This window comes from Mesobacillus jeotgali (assembly GCF_900166585.1).
In the GTDB taxonomy this organism is placed as follows: Bacteria; Bacillota; Bacilli; order Bacillales; family Cytobacillaceae; genus Mesobacillus; species Mesobacillus jeotgali_A.
In genome coordinates this window covers 153,885-170,970 of the sequence record NZ_FVZC01000008.1, presented here as the reverse complement: position 1 = coordinate 170,970, position 17,086 = coordinate 153,885, and the positions used below count along the sequence as shown (strand labels likewise).

Sequence of the window (17,086 nt, the reverse complement as noted above, 5' to 3'; positions counted from 1 at the left end):
CATCAATTCACCGCGTTAATTTGTTATAATATTAGTAATACTACTGAGGATGGTGGATTGGATGTTCAGACCTAGAAGAGATTCACAAAATGAAGCTGAATTTGTTTTCATTGAAGACTTGGTCCCTGAGGACCACTTTCTACGAAAGGTTGATAAGTACATAGATTTTTCTTTTATCGAGAAAAAAGTCCGTCCATTTTATTCTGAGAATAACGGTCGCCCTTCGGACCCTATTATGCTTTTTAAGATGATGTTCATTGGTTATTTTTATGGCATTCGTTCTGAACGACAATTAGAACGGGAAGTTCAGATGAATGTTGCCTACAGGTGGTTCCTGGGTTTAAAGCTGAATGATCCAGTACTAGATCATTCGACAATCAGTTGGAATCGACGAAAACGTTTTAAGGATACGAACATCTTTCAAGAGATCTTTGATGAAATTGTCCTTCTGGCCATTAATCATAAAATGGTGGGTGGAAGGGTGTTATTTACTGACTCCACTCACCTTAAAGCCAATGCAAATAAACACAAATTTACTCGTGAAGAAATCGAAATCGAGACTAGGGAATACATAGAAGAACTCAATAAAGCTGTTGATGAAGATAGAACAAACCACGGAAAAAAGCACTAAAAGAAAGAGAGGAGGTGACAGAGACCAAGGAAATTCGAAAAAGTACAACCGATCCTGATTGTGGCTTCATGTCCAGAGATAATAAGCAGGAAATGTTCTGTTATCTGGACCACCGAACAACAGATATGAAGTTTAATATCATAACAGATGCCTATGTAACACCTGGAAATGTCCATGACTCTGTCCCTTACCTTTCTAGATTGGATCGTCAAATTGATCGTTTTGGATTTAAAGTAGAAGCTGTGGCGCTCGACTCAGGATATTTAACAAATCCAATTTGTAAAGGTCTACACGACCGAAGTATTTTTGGTGTAATTGCCCATCGGAGATATCAGCCAACAAAAGGTCTTTTCCCAAAATGGAAGTTTACATATGACAAAGAACAAGACATCTATACTTGTCCTAATGACCAAGAGTTGGTTTACCGCACCACAACAAGAGATGGATACCGTGAATATAAGTCCGACTCTAAAAAATGTTCAGAATGCCCACTCCTGAAGGAGTGCACAAGATCAAAAAATAAACAAAAGGTCATAACTCGTCATGTGTGGGAGGACTTCAAGGAAAAGGTCCGCCTAAACAGACTCTCCCTCTCCGGAAAAATGCTTTATAAATATAGAAAAGAAAAAGTCGAGCGAAGCTTCGCAGATTCGAAAGAACTGCATGGGCTTCGCTATTGCCGGTTGCGAGGCTTACACAATGCGAGTGAGCAGGTGTTACTCACCGCAGCGTGTCAGAATATAAAAAAGATTGCCACACACCTAGCCAAGCTAGGATAATGGTGGCGATCAGTCGTTTCCTAACTCAAAAGGTGAATATGTCCATAAAAAAGAAAGTTACCCAATAAAAAAAAGCTTGTGGAAGGAAAAAATAGTACCTTTCTCCACAAGCTGAGCCGGAAATCATTGATTTCCGGCTTTTCATTATCTATATTGGTTTACCTCTGAGGCTCGAGGAATTTCTCATTCCGTTCGATGACACGAGTATAATAATGATCAAACAGCTCAATTTCTTCCCCATTCAGATATCCTGATGTCAACTCGTTGCTGTTGACATTAAGGAATGTTAAAAATCGCAGCATGACATCCTGAATGGTCAGCTCTACCCCAAATAATTCGGATAGTGAGGCCATAACCTCTGGCTGGACTTCCGGATAGGTGAATTTGGTGATTTCTCCTTTTTTGGCGCGGTCATAAAATTCACGGATCAAATCTGCCCTCTGACTGCCGCTGCCGGTTACGCAAAGATAGATTTGCACGGCGACCCCTTTCTTCAGGCGGCGCTGGGAAATACCGGCGAATTTTTTTCCGTCGATACTCAAATCATAGCTTCCCGGACAATAGGAAGCAGGTATTTCCCTCGCCTCAATTTTTTTATTGAAGTCAGCAAACATTTCCTTGATCAGCAACCACATAGCATCATAGCCACGGTTGATGTCGATCCCTTTTTCCTTCTCTGGAAGGATGAGTGACAAATTCAGGACCCCTTCATCCAAAACGACGGCAAGTCCGCCGGAATTGCGGACAATATATTGGTAGCCCTGCTCCTCGAGATAGTTAAGTCCCTCTTCAAGATAAGGCAGCCTGGTATCCTGGATGCCCAGCACGACCGTGTCATGATGGACCCATGCCCTCGCGGTTGCCGGTGACTGGCCTTTACCGACCGATTCACACAAAGTATCATCCGTCCCGAATGACTGCAGAGCATGAAACTGCGGGCCGAGCGCCGACTGGTCGATCAATCTCCATTTATCCTGACGCAATAAATTGAGCGCCTCATCCATCCTGTTTTCCTCTTTTCTATCTGTGCTTTTCGTTGATATTATAGCATATAAGGATAAACTAAAATAAAACCGCTTTTGACTTTATCCAGCAAAAAGGCCGGTCGAAAAATCGACCGGCCATAAATTGCATTTTATTTCGTAAGTGCCTGAGCTGCAGTAATCAAAGCAAGCTTGTACACATCTTCTTCGCTGCAGCCGCGGGACAGATCGTTGACAGGGCGGTTGAGACCCTGCAGAATTGGTCCTACTGCTTCAAATCCGCCAAGACGCTGTGCGATTTTATAGCCAATATTTCCTGCTTCAAGGCTCGGGAATACGAATACATTCGCATTTCCCATGATGACTGAATCTGGAGCTTTCTTTTCAGCCACAGAAGGAACAAAGGCTGCATCGAATTGGAACTCTCCATCAACAATCAATAATGGGTCACGAAGCTTGGCTTCATCAACTGCCTTTGATACTCTTTCCGTCTCAGGAGATACAGCTGAACCCTTAGTGGAGAAGCTTAACATTGCCACACGTGGCTCGACATCGAACATTCTAGCAGTTTTCGCACTTTCAATCGCGATTTCCGCAAGGTCCTGGCTGTCAGGAGCGATATTGATCGCACAGTCGGCAAACACATACTTTTCATCTTCACGCACCATAATGAAGACACCTGAAGTCTTGCGGACGCCTTCTTTCGTTTTTATGATCTGCAATGCCGGTCTTACTGTATCGGCAGTCGAATGAGCCGCCCCGCTTACAAGACCATCTGCTTTATTCGAATAAACAAGCATGGTTCCGAAGTAGTTTTCATCAAGAAGAATCTTGCGAGCCTGTTCTTCGGTTGCCTTTCCTTTTCGTCTCTCAACGAATGCAGCCACAAGCTCATCCATCATCGCAAAGTTGGCAGGATCGTAAATTTCTGCTGCATCGAGCGACACATCCATGTCATTCGCCTTTGCCTGGATTTGTTCAATATTCCCTATTAAAATTGGCGTTAATACACCGTCTGCAGCCAGTCTTCCCGCTGCAGCAAGAATCCGTTCGTCGAGGCCTTCCGGAAACACGATCCGTAAATTTTGTCCGCTTAATCTGGCTTTTAAGCCTTCAAATAAATCACTCATGCTGACTCCTCCTTTAATCTATACTTATAGCATACTTTACCAACCTTAAAATTCAAGAATGTTACCGTTTACACCACAGAAGTCTTTTTATTGAAAATTTTCAAGCATATATTCCTGCCCCTTTTACTATTTGCAATCTTTAACAAAATATCCTTTTTCCGCACACTATAAACAAACAGGGTTTTATAAACATGACGGATGGAGAAACTATGATATGATATTGGTATATTGATGATTTATAGGAGTGATATAAAATGACTGAAGCAGCACAGACTTTGGATGGCTGGTATTCCCTTCATGATTTCCGCACAGTAGATTGGACAACCTGGAAAATGCTTCCCGCGGAAGAGCGCCAGGAAATCATCCAGGAGTTCCTCGGCCTTGTGGAAAAGTGGAATAAAACTCAGGCTGAAAAGCAAGGCAGCCATGCCCTGTATACAATCGTCGGCCAAAAAGCAGATTTCATGATGATGATCCTGCGTCCTACTATGGAAGAGTTGAATGAAATCGAGACAGAATTCAACAAGTCCAGACTTGCTGAATACACTATTCCTGCTCATTCTTATGTTTCTGTTGTCGAGCTGAGCAACTACCTGCCAGCAGGTGAAGATCCTTACCAGAACCCGCAGATTCTTGCTCGCCTGTACCCTGAACTTCCAAAGGCGAAGTATGTTTGCTTCTATCCGATGGACAAGCGCCGCCAGGGTGAAGACAACTGGTACATGCTTCCGATGGAAGACCGCCGCAATATGATGCGCAGCCACGGCATGATCGGCCGCCAGTATGCCGGCAAAGTCAAGCAGATCATTACTGGTTCCGTAGGCTTTGACGACTACGAGTGGGGCGTAACACTGTTCGCAGACGATGTCCTTCAATTCAAGAAACTTGTTTATGAAATGCGTTTTGATGAAGTGAGCGCACGCTACGGCGAATTCGGTTCATTCTTCGTAGGAAACCTTCTTGAAGAAGACCGCATCACTTCATTCCTGCATGTTTAATATGAAAGTCCCCAGGGCAGAAGCCTGGGGATTTTTTTTATACTTACAACGAACGCTGAGACTTCCTTCTCTTTCACAGCCAATTCCCCTTCCAAATGGCAGCAAGGCACGGAAACCATAATACCAGCCATATCCCGGCACTAAAACAGACTTTATAGAACCCCTTCCAAAAGCAGTTCCGTTAATGCGAGTCACTAACAAGGTTTCTCCACACTCCCAAAAATGTTTGAGTCATAAAATGAAGCTTACCTCATATGAATGAAATAGTGAGGATTGATTTTACTTGTACCCCATCCTGTAAATGCTCAATTTCACCATTTACATAAAAAGGTGAATTTGAAGGAAAGGAAAATTAATTTCAAGGAGGCTACACAATGACTCAATACAATAATCCATACTATAACTACACTACTTATCCGCAAATGTACCAGCCGTTCAGCGGCACAGAAGAACAGGCAAATTCTCAAAGACAGATGTCTCAAATGTCTCCGATGGGGCAAATGGGGCAGATGGGCCAAACTGGGCAAATGGGGCAAATGGGACAGATGGGCCAGTCAGGATTCCCACAAGGAACAACCTTCCCTACCCAATCCGGGGGTGCATTGCCTGGTACAGGTGCCGGGGCAGGTGCGCCAGGCGTCCAGATACCAGGAATGCTTCCAATCGAGGCATCCTATATCGAGAATATTCTTCGGCTTAATAAAGGCAAACTCGCAACCGTCTATGCAACTTTTGAAAACAACACCGAATGGAACGCGAAAGTTTTCCAGGGAATCATTGAAGCAGCAGGAAGGGATCACCTCATACTAAGTGACCCGCAAACAGGGAAACGAATTTTACTGCCGATGATTTACCTTGATTACGTTACTTTTGATGAAGAAATAGAGTACGATTATCCATTCGGCGGAGCTGGACTGACAACTTATCCTCCACGCTAATTAAATTTAAAACCATTTCACAAGCGGCTTCGGCCGTTTTTCTTTTGGATTCATTATGACTTTGACATTTTGTCAGCTGGCATGTTGAGAGCTTCTTTCCTGTCTTTACTGACTGATCCTTCCTGTTCACATTCAACTAAAAATAATTTTTGATCAGCCTCTAGAATCTTGACAATGTTTCCACTAGAAAAATAAACTTTATATACTAGTATTTCCAAAAATTAGTCTTGGAGGATTTTATGGTTTCTAATGAGAGCAATATTAAGCTGGTTGTGGCAGGGTTGCTGCTTGGGATTCTGATGGCAGCGATGGACAATACAATTGTAGCGACTGCAATGGGGACCATTGTCGCGGATCTTGGCGACTTTGACAAGTTTATCTGGGTAACCTCTGCCTATATGGTTACCGTTATGGCTGGTATGCCTATTTTCGGGAAGCTGTCGGATATGTATGGCCGGAAGCGTTTTTACATATTTGGATTGCTCGTTTTCTTGATAGGCTCTGCTCTTTGCGGAATTGCCCAGACGATGGTGCAGCTCAGCATTTTCCGGGCGATTCAGGGAATCGGCGGCGGAGCTTTGATGCCGATTGCTTTTACGATTGTGTTTGATCTATTTCCGCCTGAGAAACGTGGAAAAATGACCGGCCTGCTTGGCACGGTTTTCGGAACTTCAAGCGTCCTTGGACCTCTGCTTGGTGCCTATATCACTGACTGGTTCAGCTGGCATTGGGTATTTTACATCAATGTACCTATTGGCATTGTTTCTTTATTTTTCATCGTGAAGTACTATCATGAATCTGCTCAGCATGCGAGGCAAAAAATTGACTGGGCAGGTGCCTTCACATTGGTTGTCGCAGTTGTCAGCTTAATGTTTGCCCTCGAACTCGGAGGAAAACAATACAACTGGGATTCTTTTCAAATCATAGGGTTATTTGTAAGTTTCGCCTTATTCTTTTTAGTATTTATTATTGCTGAAAGAAAAGCAGAGGAACCCATCATTTCTTTCTGGATGTTTAAAAGGAGGCTGTTTGCAGCATCGCAGGTGCTTGCATTCCTCTATGGAGCAACGTTTATCATTCTTGCAGTCTATATTCCTATATTTGTGCAGGCGGTTTATGGGGGCTCGGCAAAGGCGGCTGGACTTGTATTGACTCCTATGATGCTTGGTTCTGTTGCCGGCAGTGCAGTTGGCGGTATTTTTCAGACAAAGACCAGCTATCGCAATCTTATGCTCATTTCCGTTATTGCCTACTTTGCGGGGATGCTGCTGCTCAGCATGATGTCACCGGATACAACCAGGCTGGTTCTGACACTTTTCATGATACTGGTTGGTTTTGGAATGGGATTCTCTTTCTCCCTTCTCCCTACAGCTTCCATCCACAATCTTGATCCGCGACACCGTGGATCAGCTAACTCAACGAATTCATTCCTTCGTTCGCTTGGAATGACACTTGGCATTACCATATTCGGGACAATACAGAATAACACTTTTATGGATAGGCTGAAAAGCGCCTTCGGCGGAATGGATGGCGGGCAAGGAAATCAACTGATGGGGGACCCGCAGCAGTTATTCCAATCTGGACAACGCTCCCAAATCCCTGGCTTCGTGCTTGATAAAATTGTTGAAGCTATGTCAGCTTCTATCACTCATATCTTTGCACTAGCTTTAGTTCCAATTGCTATTTCAGCTGTTGCTGTCCTGCTAATGGGGAAAGAACGTGTTGAAATCAATAAAACGATCATAAAAGGATCATAATGGCATATTTAAAGAGCACACCTTCCAGCGTGCTCTTTATTTTATAGATATTTAACCGCTGCAACGATCAGCAATACCCATGCGGCCAGGAAGGAAACTCCGCCAAGGGGGGTAATTGCCCCAAGGATGCTGATTTTAGTGAGTGTCAAGGCATACAGGCTTCCGGAAAATAAGATAATTCCGATCAGCATCAGCCAGCCTGACCAGCTAAGAAGGGAAGTTGCCGGAAGTTTTCCTAACAATACCCCAAGAATTAAAAGGCCAGTTGCGTGGAACATCTGGTATGTAACCCCCGTTTTCCATGTTTCTAAATATTTTGGTTCAACCTTGCCTTCCAGTCCGTGCGCACCAAACGCTCCGAGTGCAACTGAAAGGAATGCGTTGATGGCCCCGATGATTATAAATAACTTCATGACTTTCACCTCTATTTTAAAATTAAAAATCGAACAGCGAGTCTCCGTTTGCCTCATCTTCCATTTGAAGCTTTTTCGGCTGCGGAACCATGGATGGCTGCTGGCTTACTGGTATTTGCGGCTGAGCGAATACTGGTTGAGCAGGAACAAATTGCTGGACTGATTGTTGTTGAGTGCTGTTCCTCTGCCCGGACTTACTGGCCCCCAGCTGCTGTGGCTCATCAAGGACGAGCTCGCATAGCGTTTTGATCGACTGGATCCGTTCACGCTGAGCCGCTTCTGATTGTGCAGATTGAGCCAGATTTAATTCTTCTTCCATCTTCAATAACAATTTTTGCAGTGAAATATTCATTAACTCACCTCCACAGGCGGTACTTAATATGTATGAGCATTTAAATTCTGTATTGTTTTACCGTTCCATTCTACAATACTTCATCTATTTTTTCGACTTTGTGAAAAAAATGCTGTCAGTTCCACGTGGAACATGTCGATTTTGCATTACATCACCAGAAAAAAACTCTGGTTCCCCAGAGCCTTTACTCGTTGATATTTTCAATCTGCCAATCAATTTCCCTGCTCTCCCATTCCCTTAGCATCACATTCACCCTGGAAAAAGGCCTGCTCCCAAAAAACCCTCTTCTTGCGGATAATGGGCTTGGATGGACTGATTGGATGATTTGATGTTTATTTTCATCAATCAGTTTCAATTTACTTTGGGCAGGCTTGCCCCACAGGATGAAAATCACAGGTTTTTCACGTTCATTCAGCAGGCTGATCACTTTATCAGTGAAGATTTCCCATCCTTTCCCCCTGTGTGAATGTGCTTCACCTTTCCTGACGGTAAGGACTGTGTTCAACAACAGGACACCCTGATCTGCCCATTTTTTTAAATATCCATGATTGGGAATCGTACAGCCAAGGTCTTCCTTCAGTTCCTTGAACATGTTCCGGAGTGATGGAGGAATAGCTACCCCTGGTTTTACTGAAAAACTCAAGCCATGTGCCTGTCCTGGTCCATGATATGGATCCTGGCCAAGAATGACAACTTTCACATCCTCATAGTCTGTATACCTCAGCGCATTGAAGATATCTTCCTTCTCGGGATAAACCGTTTCATTCTGGTATTCTTCCATCAGGAATTCTCTCAAATTCAGATAATAGGCTTTCTCGAACTCCTCTGCCAACAGCGGCGCCCAGCCATTTTTCAATAGGCTCATCCAGCTCGCTCCTTTCTTTTTTATCTAACTACCCGATTTACCAAAACAATATGTGAACATATGCCAGCATGTTTAATAGAGCAAATAACGGTTATATAAATAGTGTAGACGGTGAAGGCTATAAAACCTTCCCAAACTAGAATAAATTATAAAGACTCTTAAGGAGGAAGATATCATGTTGAAAGTAGAAATAGTTGAAAATGGTGTACAAGCCACTGAAAAAATCACTTCTCTTGAAGCCGCTGGTTTTGGAAAAGAAAATATTTATATTTTCGCCCATGACGAAGACCGAAGTGAGCACTTGACTGAAGCAACCGAAACAGGCGGAATGGGTTTCAAGGAGCAGGGCTTCTTTGATTCCATCGGAAATATGTTCAAGTCCCGCGGAGACGAACTTCGCAACAAATTTGAATCTCTTGGCCTTTCAAAGCAAGAGGCTGAGAAGTATGAGGCGGAATTGGATAAAGGGCGCTTAGTCCTCGTCGCAACCGATGAAGTAAAATAAAAAACCCTCAGAAACAATAGCATATCCGATCGTTGAGATCGTTTATCATAGAAACCCCCTGCTGAAGCCAGCAGGGGGTTTGCGCGTTCCTATGCTCTCTCTTTTTCATCCAAAAAATCTCTGATAGATACTGCGAGCCTGGGCCAGATCCTTTGTTCCATGAATCAATGCGCGTCCGTCCTGGAAAATGACCATCCTGTTGTCCGGCATTTCAACAGATACGAGATAAGGATTTCCCTTCACCTGGTAGCCTAATTCCTTCATTTTTTCCGCAGTCACCTGGAGATTAAGCTGCTGTTGTTTCGGAGGCCTGATTTGTACAGTGTCCCGTCCGCACAGGACTGTGGTTTTCGTCATATTTTCCGCATTCAAGTAAGGATATTCAGGATGCTCACCGCAGGAGAGGCAACCTGGGTCCTTCGCTTTCGACATTTTCATGCTCGTATACTGGTTCCGCCATAAATCGAAGCTGACAAAAGAAGTCCTGACCGCATCCCAGTCTTCAACAAGAATTTTTAGTGCTTCGGCACTCTGGTGGGCAATCACCATTTGTACAGCCGGTCCGATAATGCCCCCAGTATCGCAGGTCAGTCCCTGTAACGGCACGGTCTTCAGCAAACAGTTCAGGCATGGCGTTTTTCCGGGTATGATTGAAAAACTCATTCCAAAGCTGGCTACGCATGCTCCATATATCCAGGGAATCTTGAATTTCTGAGAAATATCATTGATCGCCATCCTTGTTTCGAAGTTATCTGTAGCATCGATGACCAAATCGACTCCTTCGATGAGCTCAGCCAGTTTTTCGGGAGTAGCATCAGCAATGAATGCCCTGATTTCAACGTCAGAGTTGATGGCCTTCAGTCTTTTTTCAGCTGCTGCAGCCTTTGGAAGCTTTTCAGCGACATCTTCTTCCGTATATAATTGCTGTCTTTGCAGATTGCTTGCTTCGACATAGTCACGGTCAACAATCGTCAGCCGGCCGATACCTGCCCTTACCAGAAGCTCGGCATTGCCCGAACCAAGTGCACCTGCACCGATCATCAGGACATGCTTGCTGCGGATTTTTTCCTGTCCGGATTTTCCGATCGGAGGAAACAGTGTCTGGCGTGAATATCTTTCTGACATAGGTGTACCCTCCTTGTAAGCAAAGTGTTTGGAGCTGGACATCTAACTTAGTAAGTTATTTTTTTCAAAACAAACGCCCTGATTCCATCGACCATCCAGTCAACAAAACGGGGCGCTGTATGAGCTATTAGTGATCAACCGCCAGAAACAGGCGGAATAAAGGCGATTGTGTCTCCATCTTTAATGACTTCGTCGTTCGATGAAAATTCTTCGTTGATTGCTGTCATTGAAGTATCCAGCTTCTGGATTCCATATTTTTCAGCAACAATTTGTTTTAGCTCACCAACTGTTTTACCAGCTGCTTCGATTTCAACTGATTCATGGCCCGCTTCATCTCGTAAATGGGCAAAAAATAAAATTTTATTCATTGAGATCCTTCTCCTCCGGTTTCCCTGTCGGATATGGGACAGTTTCTAGTTGATTGCCAATCCATTCCTGGCCGTCTTCCCAGTGCTCTTTTTTCCAGATCGGGACGATTTCCTTGATGCGTTCGATCGCATAACGGTTTGCTTCATATGCATCGTTTCGGTGAGGCGTGGAAACAGCGATGACTACAGCGATATCCGTGATGTCTAGCTTTCCGACACGATGTGTAATTGCGACCTGGGCGCCATTCCAGCGCTCCTGGATCTCCGTGCCAATCTGTTCAAGTTTCTTAACAGCCATTGGTTCATATGCTTCATATATAAGGTAAAGGGTTTTTTTGCCCTTTGTCAGTTCGCGGACAGTGCCAATGAATGTGGTGATTGCCCCTGCATCACGCTGGACCACTTTATCAATGACCGATTGAATGTTGATAGGTTCTTTTGCAATTTCGTAGTTCATCAATATCACCTCAATAAATTGATCCGCATCAGGACAATTCTTTAATGGACATTTCTCTGGAGTTTTCCTCGTTTTTTGTCCGTAAGAGACCTTATGACGGACACTTTTCACGGTTTCTGACGCCGTTTTGTCCGTTAGACACCTTCTATCGGACATTTTTCACGGTTTCTGACCTCGATTTGTCCATTAGACACCTTCTATCGGACGCTTTTCACGGTTTCTGCGGCCGTTTTGTCCGTTAGACACCTTCTATCGGACGCTTTTCCCGGTTTCTGACGCCGTTTTGTCCGTTAGACACCTTCTATCGGACGCTTTTCACGGTTTCTACCGCCGTTTTGTCCGTTAGACACCTTCTATCGGACGCTTTTCCCGGTTTCTGACGCCGTTTTGTCCGTTAGACACATTCTAATGGACATTTTTCACGGATTCTGACCTCGATTTGTCCATTAGACACCTTCTATCGGACGCTTTTCCCGGTTTCTGACGCCGTTTTGTCCGTTAGACACCTTCTATCGGACACTTTTCTCCGTTTCTGACGCCGTTTTGACCAGTTAGACACCTTCTATCGGACGCTTTTCACAGTATCTGACGCCGTTTTGTCCGTTAGACACCTTCTATCGGACGCTTTTCACGGTTTCTGACCTCGATTTGTCCTTTAGACACCTTCTATCGGACACTTTTCACAGTTTCTACCGCCGTTTTGTCCGTTAGACACCTTCTATCGGACATTTTTCACACTTTCTGACGCCGTTTTGTCCGTTAGACACCTTCTATCGGACGCTTTTCACGGTTTCTGACGCCGTTTTGTCCGTTATACACATTCTAATGGACATTTTTCACGGTTTCTGACGCCGTTTTGTCCGTTAGACACCTTCTATCGGACACTTTCACGGTTTCTACGCCGTTTTGTCCGTTAGACACCTTCTATCGGACACTTTTCACGGTTTCTGACGCCGTTTTGACCGTTAGACACCTTCTATCGGACATTTTTCTCGATTTCCGCCTTCTGTTTGTCCGTAAAGCTTAATCTCCAGACCCTTGCTATATTAAAAGTGAACCGGTTCCGGATTCTCGACGACTGCGTAGCCGCCGATTTTGGCGACTTCGGCTTTGAAGGCTTGTGATTGGATCACTGACCTTAACCATATACCCTTTTCGCTTTCGAAGAATGCTTTTGTCATCAACAAATCATAGCTTTCGTCTGCGACTGGGATGAAGTCGAGGCCCATCGCCCTTGCAGCCGGGAAGATGCCAAGCCCGGCTGCGTTGTTGTTCCCCTTCACTTCAGCAGCGACGCTCAGGTGGGAGAACATTTCACGGTCATATCCGTTCACATCGTCTGCTGACAAACCTGCTTCTTTTAACAATAAGTCAAACAGGATCCGTGTACCGGCGCCTTTTTGCCTGTTGGCATAATCTGCACCTTTCACAGCGATATCACCGACATTTTCAATTCCGAGCGGATTGCCTTTTGGAAGCATCCAGCCCTGTGTTCTTTTTAAGAAAGGATATAGGACTGCGTCTTGACCGGCTAGAAATTTTCTTACGTAGGTAACATTATATTCCTTTGTCTCCGGGTCAAGCAAATGAATGCCCGCTACATGGGCTTCCCCTTTTCTGATTGCCATCAAACCGGCCATGCTGCCAACATGGGAAGAAACAATTTTCATGTCGGTCCGCTGTTTTTTTAGCTGAGAGGATAGCAGGTCAATCGTCAAATCATGGCTTCCGCTGAAGACGATTGCGTTCTTGATCTCTTCTACGGATTTGTAAAGCTCCACTTCGACTGTATCTCCCTGTTCGTATCCCAGTTCTTCCGGCGGCACTACAAGCAAACCGTCAGCGCGCACCAGTGACATAGTGACTCCCGCCGCGCGCGTCAGCGGATTGGCGACAAATTGTCCATCCACATAGCCGATATTCATTCGGACAAAGTCCTCCGCCCCCATTGTGGAGACGATCCTGCGGCCTAGCTTCACCTGAAGTTTCTGTCTTTGGGGTTCAGCTATGCCTAAATACTTGCAAATGAGCGGCCGTACGAACCACTCAAGCGCCATATATGCTGAGACTGGATAACCTGGCACACCTACGACCACTTTATCTTTAATTTTTCCAAGGATGACTGGCTTACCCGGCCTTGTTGCGACTCCATGGGTAAAAACAGTGCCAAGCTCCTCAAGTATGTGTACTGTATAGTCTTTTGAACCAGCTGATGACCCCGCATTAATGACGACAACATCCGATGTTTCGACCGCCTCTAACAACGCTTCTCTGATTTTCTCGGGCTCATCCTTCACGATAGGGTGCAAATAAGGCTTTCCGCCCCAATCTTCTACGTAAGCGCTGAAAACAGTGCCATTGAATTCAATGATCCTGCCTGATGACAACGAAGAGCCTGCACTGACAAGCTCATTACCTGTTGGAATAATGGTCACGAGCGGCTTCTTGACGACGCATACTTCTGTAACCTGGGCCGCAAGGAGGGCCCCGAGGTCGGCAGGACGCAGTTGATGGCCCTGGGTGAACAGCATTTCCTCCTGGACGATATCCTCGCCGATCGGGCGGATATGCTGCCATGGCGTTGCCGGTTCGATGATTTCAATTGTCTCATCGTCAATGACATGAATATTTTCAACCATAATCACCGCATTGAATTCCGGAGGGATGGCATTCCCGGTATCGACATATTTGAACTGCTCGCCCTTTTTCAAATGGAGCGGGCGCTGCTCATGTGCTTCATACGTATCCTCGGCATTGACGGCAATCCCGTCCATCGCGGATGCATGGTAAAAGGGCATGGACACATTGGCGAAAACAGGTTCAGCAGTAATTCGTCCAAGGGCAGCGGCAGCCGGGATCCACTCTTTTTCCTGAGGCAGGTCAAACGCAGCCAATGCTTCATCCCTGGCTTCTGCGCGCGGCTTGTCTTCAAGATAAATCTTTCGGTTGTAACGTATTTGATCCATGATGCGGCTCCCCCTATCTCGTCAAGATCACTGGAACATATTCGCCTTGAGAAATCCCCTCTTTTTCGGAAACAATCTCGACGATTCCATCACTTTTAACCAATGTTGTAATAAGGCCGGATTTGCCGATGATCGGTTCGGCCCACCATTCTCCATCCTTTTTCTCCAGCCTGACCCGAATATAATCGGATCTTCCTGGTGAGGATGCGATATTTTTTACAATGCGGGCGAAAATCCGCTCAGGTTTTTGTTCGTATTTTTCACCCTTCAGCTTCCTGAAGACATGTTCGCCAAAAAGCTTGAAGATAATCATGGCGGAGGCCGGATGGCCAGGCAGCCCAATGACCGGTTTTCCATCGGCCACTGCCAGAATCGTCGGCTTGCCTGGCTTGATAGATATACCATGGACAAATACGCCCGGATCTCCAAGGGACTGGATGACCTCGGTTGTATAGTCCTTCGTTCCGACCGAGCTTCCGCCTGATAAAATTAGGCAGTCGGCCTGCTCATATAATTCACGTGCCTTACTGGCGAATTCCTGATAGTCATCGCGGGTGATGCCGCCATATATGACCTCGATATCCCATTCATTGGCAAGGCCCTTGACTGTCAGGTAGTTGATGTCACGAATTTGTCCGGTTTCAAGTATTTTCGTTTCATAAGGAACGATTTCGTCCCCTGAAGATAGGTAGGCAGCTTTCAGTTTGCGGTAGACTTTCACCTTGGAAATACCCAGTGCCGCCAGGGCTCCGAGCTCCTGCGGCCGCAATTTCGTCCCTTGAGTTAAAAGCACCTCGCCTGCACGGATGTCTTCGCCTGAACGAATGACATTCTCTCCCGGGGCGATTTGCTTGTACGTATTCAAAAGCCCGCCGATTTCCTCGCAATGCTCAATCATCAGCACGCTGTCACTGCCCGGAGGAAGCATTCCGCCCGTCGGGACATAAATTGCCTCTCCCCTGCTGACCGCTCTTAAGGCTTCTTCTCCCATGTGGACCTCTCCGGCGACATTCAAAAATCCCGGCATCGATTCAGAGGAACCATATGTATCCCTAGCGATGACAGCATAGCCATCGACAGTCGACCGGTCAAAGCCGGGAACATTTTCTTCCGCCTTGATATCCTCGGCAAGGATATAATGAAGTGCCTCATCGAGCACGCGAACTTCGGTTTCTTTGATTTTGCTGATTTTCTCATCAATTAACGCAAAGGTCTCTTCAACCGTTTTCACTTTGAAAAATTGCATGCTGCCTAACTTCCTTTCTCGCACCTGAAAACTACTCCCCGGATTCTGCCCATTTCTTTGCACTTTCATATTCTTCTGGATGATTCATATTGAAAAAGACACGTTCAAGGCTTCCTCCGCAATAAAGCTGCAAGTCTGACTCATCAAGGTATCTGACATCCAATTTTTCAAGCATCTGCTTGATCCTTAGTGTTCCGTCCTCGATACACTTCTCAGCTTCGCCTGCGACCCGTTTTTGATACGCTGCAAAAAGCGGATGCTTTCTGCCATCACTGACGGGTACTACAGCATCATGATGCTTGAGCGCTTTTACAAGGTTCACGGCAAGCTCCGCGGACACAAATGGCATATCACAGGCCACGATGAAATTCTCTTCGTAATCTGAGGCCTCAAGACCCGCATGGATTCCTGCCAGAGGACCGGAACCCGGAAACTGGTCGGCCACACTTTTTATATTTAAAAACTGATAGGTTTCAGGATCATTCGTTACTAGAATTATATCATCAAATACGTGCTGTAACTCATCCTTAATTCTCTCAATATTCGTTTTTTCGTGAAATTTCAGGAGAGCCTTATTCGTTCCCATCCTGCTAGATTTGCCGCCTGATAAAATTATCGCTCCGGCTTTCATCCTACAGCACCTTCTTTTTTAAGCTGTTTTGGCTAGTATTAAATTTTCTCGAGCTATTTCCGCGCTGCTCTTGCCATACAAGAGCGAAATTCATTGAATGGTTCGAAAGGCCATTCTAATTTGTCTGTTTCGTTTCTCCTGTGGCTTTGTAGCCATTTTCCTGTGCAACAAAGTCCAGGTGGATTGTATTCAAGTCTAGCATTGCCGGTGTAGGCTTCACAATATATTGTCTTGTATCAATGACTTTCGTATATCCTTTGCATTCCTCACAAATTTGGATTTGTGCAGCAGATTCGCCCTCGATGGTCAGGAACTGGACTGTTTCATGATCCTCATTGCCACAATGCGAGCACGTAATGCGTTTATCATGCCAGTGGGCCATGCAGCGCGGGCAATGCAGAACCTTTTTGCCTCCATCTTCAAGCTGTGCGAGGCGTACCGGTTCACCGCAAACTGGGCAGCCGGCACCATGAACGGCATACTGAATCTCATTCTGGACTTTCTCCGCTGTCACTTGTAAATAAGGGCGCAAAACCGTTTCGGCAATAAATTGAGGAATCCATGCGTCCACTCCGTGTTCATTGGCGAAACTCGCAAAATAAACATGATTGAAAGCAAATGCCTCATCGATCCATTTTATAGCCATAGGTTCGTCTAATAATTTTTTGATAGATTCCATCGAACTTTCCAGTTCTGGTTGATAATTCGCTAAAAGCTGGCCTATATCCTCTATCCACTGTAAGAATAGGGTAATATCAAAGTCAATAGCCGTTAACGCTGTGACTGGCACCCCTGCCTCCATTGCCGCTTTATCAAGCTTTGGCTGGATACGGCCAGGATCAAGTGAGGTCTTCCATTCTTCCTGCAGACGGAGGATATCCTTCTGCAGTTTCTGGTACTCTTTTGAGACAACGGACTTTTTCATTGAAGAAGCCTCCCTTT

The 17,086-nt window shown here is 45.3% G+C and carries 17 protein-coding genes; 5 read left to right on the top strand and 12 right to left on the bottom strand.

From position 1 onward, the window contains the following. The first annotated feature begins 61 nt into the window (after positions 1–61). A protein-coding gene (locus B5X77_RS06150) for an IS1182 family transposase (RefSeq protein ID WP_139378312.1) occupies positions 62–1,410 on the top strand; the annotation gives its coding sequence in 2 pieces (ribosomal slippage) (positions 62–626 and positions 626–1,410; 1,350 coding nt in all). Between the two features lie 158 nt (positions 1,411–1,568). Here B5X77_RS06150 and B5X77_RS06145 read toward each other — a convergent pair. Next, entirely contained in the window at positions 1,569–2,414 is an 846-nt protein-coding gene (locus tag B5X77_RS06145) for an octanoyl-[GcvH]:protein N-octanoyltransferase (RefSeq protein ID WP_079506210.1), read from the bottom strand. A 131-nt stretch (positions 2,415–2,545) separates the two neighbouring features. Then, a complete protein-coding gene (gene pta / locus B5X77_RS06140; protein ID WP_079506208.1) occupies positions 2,546–3,523 on the bottom strand; it encodes a phosphate acetyltransferase in 978 nt (325 codons plus the stop codon). Between the two features lie 254 nt (positions 3,524–3,777). Here pta and hemQ point away from each other — a divergent pair, with 254 nt between their 5' ends. The 3 genes from hemQ to B5X77_RS06120 all read left to right on the top strand — a co-directional run bounded on the left by hemQ (position 3,778) and on the right by B5X77_RS06120 (position 7,216). After that, the gene (gene hemQ, locus B5X77_RS06135; protein ID WP_079506206.1) at positions 3,778–4,521 is read left to right on the top strand and encodes a hydrogen peroxide-dependent heme synthase; all 744 of its coding nucleotides are present in this window, start codon (positions 3,778–3,780) and stop codon (positions 4,519–4,521) included. 374 nt (positions 4,522–4,895) lie between these two features. Further along, on the top strand, positions 4,896–5,459 hold the full coding sequence (gene gerQ, locus B5X77_RS06125; protein WP_257391742.1) for a spore coat protein GerQ: 564 nt from the start codon (positions 4,896–4,898) through the stop codon (positions 5,457–5,459). A gap of 239 nt (positions 5,460–5,698) precedes the next feature. After that, positions 5,699–7,216, top strand: coding sequence for an MDR family MFS transporter (locus tag B5X77_RS06120; RefSeq protein WP_079506202.1), 1,518 nt, complete (start codon positions 5,699–5,701; stop codon positions 7,214–7,216). Positions 7,217–7,257: 41 nt separating this feature from the next. On the opposite strand, the gene B5X77_RS06115 is transcribed toward B5X77_RS06120, so the two are convergent. From B5X77_RS06115 to B5X77_RS06105, 3 genes are all read right to left on the bottom strand, one after another. Continuing rightward, entirely contained in the window at positions 7,258–7,629 is a 372-nt protein-coding gene (locus B5X77_RS06115; protein WP_079506200.1) for a DUF423 domain-containing protein, read from the bottom strand. A 22-nt stretch (positions 7,630–7,651) separates the two neighbouring features. After that, the gene (locus B5X77_RS06110) at positions 7,652–7,981 is read right to left on the bottom strand and encodes a YwdI family protein (RefSeq protein ID WP_079506198.1); all 330 of its coding nucleotides are present in this window, start codon (positions 7,979–7,981) and stop codon (positions 7,652–7,654) included. A 184-nt stretch (positions 7,982–8,165) separates the two neighbouring features. After that, a complete protein-coding gene (locus B5X77_RS06105) occupies positions 8,166–8,846 on the bottom strand; it encodes a uracil-DNA glycosylase (protein ID WP_079506196.1) in 681 nt (226 codons plus the stop codon). Between the two features lie 175 nt (positions 8,847–9,021). On the opposite strand from B5X77_RS06105, the gene B5X77_RS06100 reads away from it, so the two are divergent. Further along, on the top strand, positions 9,022–9,351 hold the full coding sequence (locus B5X77_RS06100; protein WP_079506194.1) for a YflT domain-containing protein: 330 nt from the start codon (positions 9,022–9,024) through the stop codon (positions 9,349–9,351). A gap of 105 nt (positions 9,352–9,456) precedes the next feature. Here B5X77_RS06100 and B5X77_RS06095 read toward each other — a convergent pair whose 3' ends face one another. The 7 genes from B5X77_RS06095 to B5X77_RS06065 all read right to left on the bottom strand — a co-directional run bounded on the left by B5X77_RS06095 (position 9,457) and on the right by B5X77_RS06065 (position 17,069). Beyond that, positions 9,457–10,476, bottom strand: coding sequence for a thiazole biosynthesis adenylyltransferase ThiF (locus B5X77_RS06095; RefSeq protein WP_079506192.1), 1,020 nt, complete (start codon positions 10,474–10,476; stop codon positions 9,457–9,459). Positions 10,477–10,610: 134 nt separating this feature from the next. Continuing rightward, positions 10,611–10,844 (bottom strand): molybdopterin converting factor subunit 1, encoded by a 234-nt coding sequence (moaD, locus tag B5X77_RS06090; protein ID WP_079506190.1) that lies wholly within the window; start codon positions 10,842–10,844, stop codon positions 10,611–10,613. Then, positions 10,837–11,301, bottom strand: a complete 465-nt coding sequence (locus B5X77_RS06085; RefSeq protein WP_079506188.1) for a molybdenum cofactor biosynthesis protein MoaE — start codon at positions 11,299–11,301, stop codon at positions 10,837–10,839. Before B5X77_RS06085 ends, moaD begins: the two co-directional genes overlap by 8 nt. Positions 11,302–12,347: 1,046 nt before the next feature. Then, entirely contained in the window at positions 12,348–14,267 is a 1,920-nt protein-coding gene (locus B5X77_RS06080) for a molybdopterin biosynthesis protein (protein ID WP_079506186.1), read from the bottom strand. 13 nt (positions 14,268–14,280) lie between these two features. Next, entirely contained in the window at positions 14,281–15,513 is a 1,233-nt protein-coding gene (locus B5X77_RS06075; protein WP_079506184.1) for a molybdopterin molybdotransferase MoeA, read from the bottom strand. Positions 15,514–15,544: 31 nt separating this feature from the next. Beyond that, entirely contained in the window at positions 15,545–16,144 is a 600-nt protein-coding gene (gene mobA / locus B5X77_RS06070; RefSeq protein ID WP_079506182.1) for a molybdenum cofactor guanylyltransferase, read from the bottom strand. Between the two features lie 115 nt (positions 16,145–16,259). Next, complete coding sequence (locus B5X77_RS06065; RefSeq protein WP_079506180.1) at positions 16,260–17,069, bottom strand: formate dehydrogenase accessory protein FdhE; 810 nt, start codon at positions 17,067–17,069, stop codon at positions 16,260–16,262. Positions 17,070–17,086 lie beyond the last annotated feature (17 nt).

Bases quoted from the DNA above. Each gene is read 5' to 3' on its own strand.
- B5X77_RS06095 (WP_079506192.1), bottom strand. From the start codon at position 10,476: ATGTCAGAAAGATATTCACGCCAGACACTGTTTCCTCCGATCGGAAAA.
- B5X77_RS06105 (WP_079506196.1), bottom strand. From the start codon at position 8,846: ATGAGCCTATTGAAAAATGGCTGGGCGCCGCTGTTGGCAGAGGAGTTC.
- mobA (WP_079506182.1), bottom strand. From the start codon at position 16,144: ATGAAAGCCGGAGCGATAATTTTATCAGGCGGCAAATCTAGCAGGATG.
- pta (WP_079506208.1), bottom strand. From the start codon at position 3,523: ATGAGTGATTTATTTGAAGGCTTAAAAGCCAGATTAAGCGGACAAAAT.
- gerQ (WP_257391742.1), top strand. From the start codon at position 4,896: ATGACTCAATACAATAATCCATACTATAACTACACTACTTATCCGCAA.
- B5X77_RS06115 (WP_079506200.1), bottom strand. From the start codon at position 7,629: ATGAAGTTATTTATAATCATCGGGGCCATCAACGCATTCCTTTCAGTT.
- B5X77_RS06065 (WP_079506180.1), bottom strand. From the start codon at position 17,069: ATGAAAAAGTCCGTTGTCTCAAAAGAGTACCAGAAACTGCAGAAGGAT.
- B5X77_RS06085 (WP_079506188.1), bottom strand. From the start codon at position 11,301: ATGAACTACGAAATTGCAAAAGAACCTATCAACATTCAATCGGTCATT.
- B5X77_RS06110 (WP_079506198.1), bottom strand. From the start codon at position 7,981: ATGAATATTTCACTGCAAAAATTGTTATTGAAGATGGAAGAAGAATTA.
- B5X77_RS06080 (WP_079506186.1), bottom strand. From the start codon at position 14,267: ATGGATCAAATACGTTACAACCGAAAGATTTATCTTGAAGACAAGCCG.
- B5X77_RS06100 (WP_079506194.1), top strand. From the start codon at position 9,022: ATGTTGAAAGTAGAAATAGTTGAAAATGGTGTACAAGCCACTGAAAAA.
- B5X77_RS06120 (WP_079506202.1), top strand. From the start codon at position 5,699: ATGGTTTCTAATGAGAGCAATATTAAGCTGGTTGTGGCAGGGTTGCTG.
- B5X77_RS06145 (WP_079506210.1), bottom strand. From the start codon at position 2,414: ATGGATGAGGCGCTCAATTTATTGCGTCAGGATAAATGGAGATTGATC.
- moaD (WP_079506190.1), bottom strand. From the start codon at position 10,844: ATGAATAAAATTTTATTTTTTGCCCATTTACGAGATGAAGCGGGCCAT.
- hemQ (WP_079506206.1), top strand. From the start codon at position 3,778: ATGACTGAAGCAGCACAGACTTTGGATGGCTGGTATTCCCTTCATGAT.
- B5X77_RS06075 (WP_079506184.1), bottom strand. From the start codon at position 15,513: ATGCAATTTTTCAAAGTGAAAACGGTTGAAGAGACCTTTGCGTTAATT.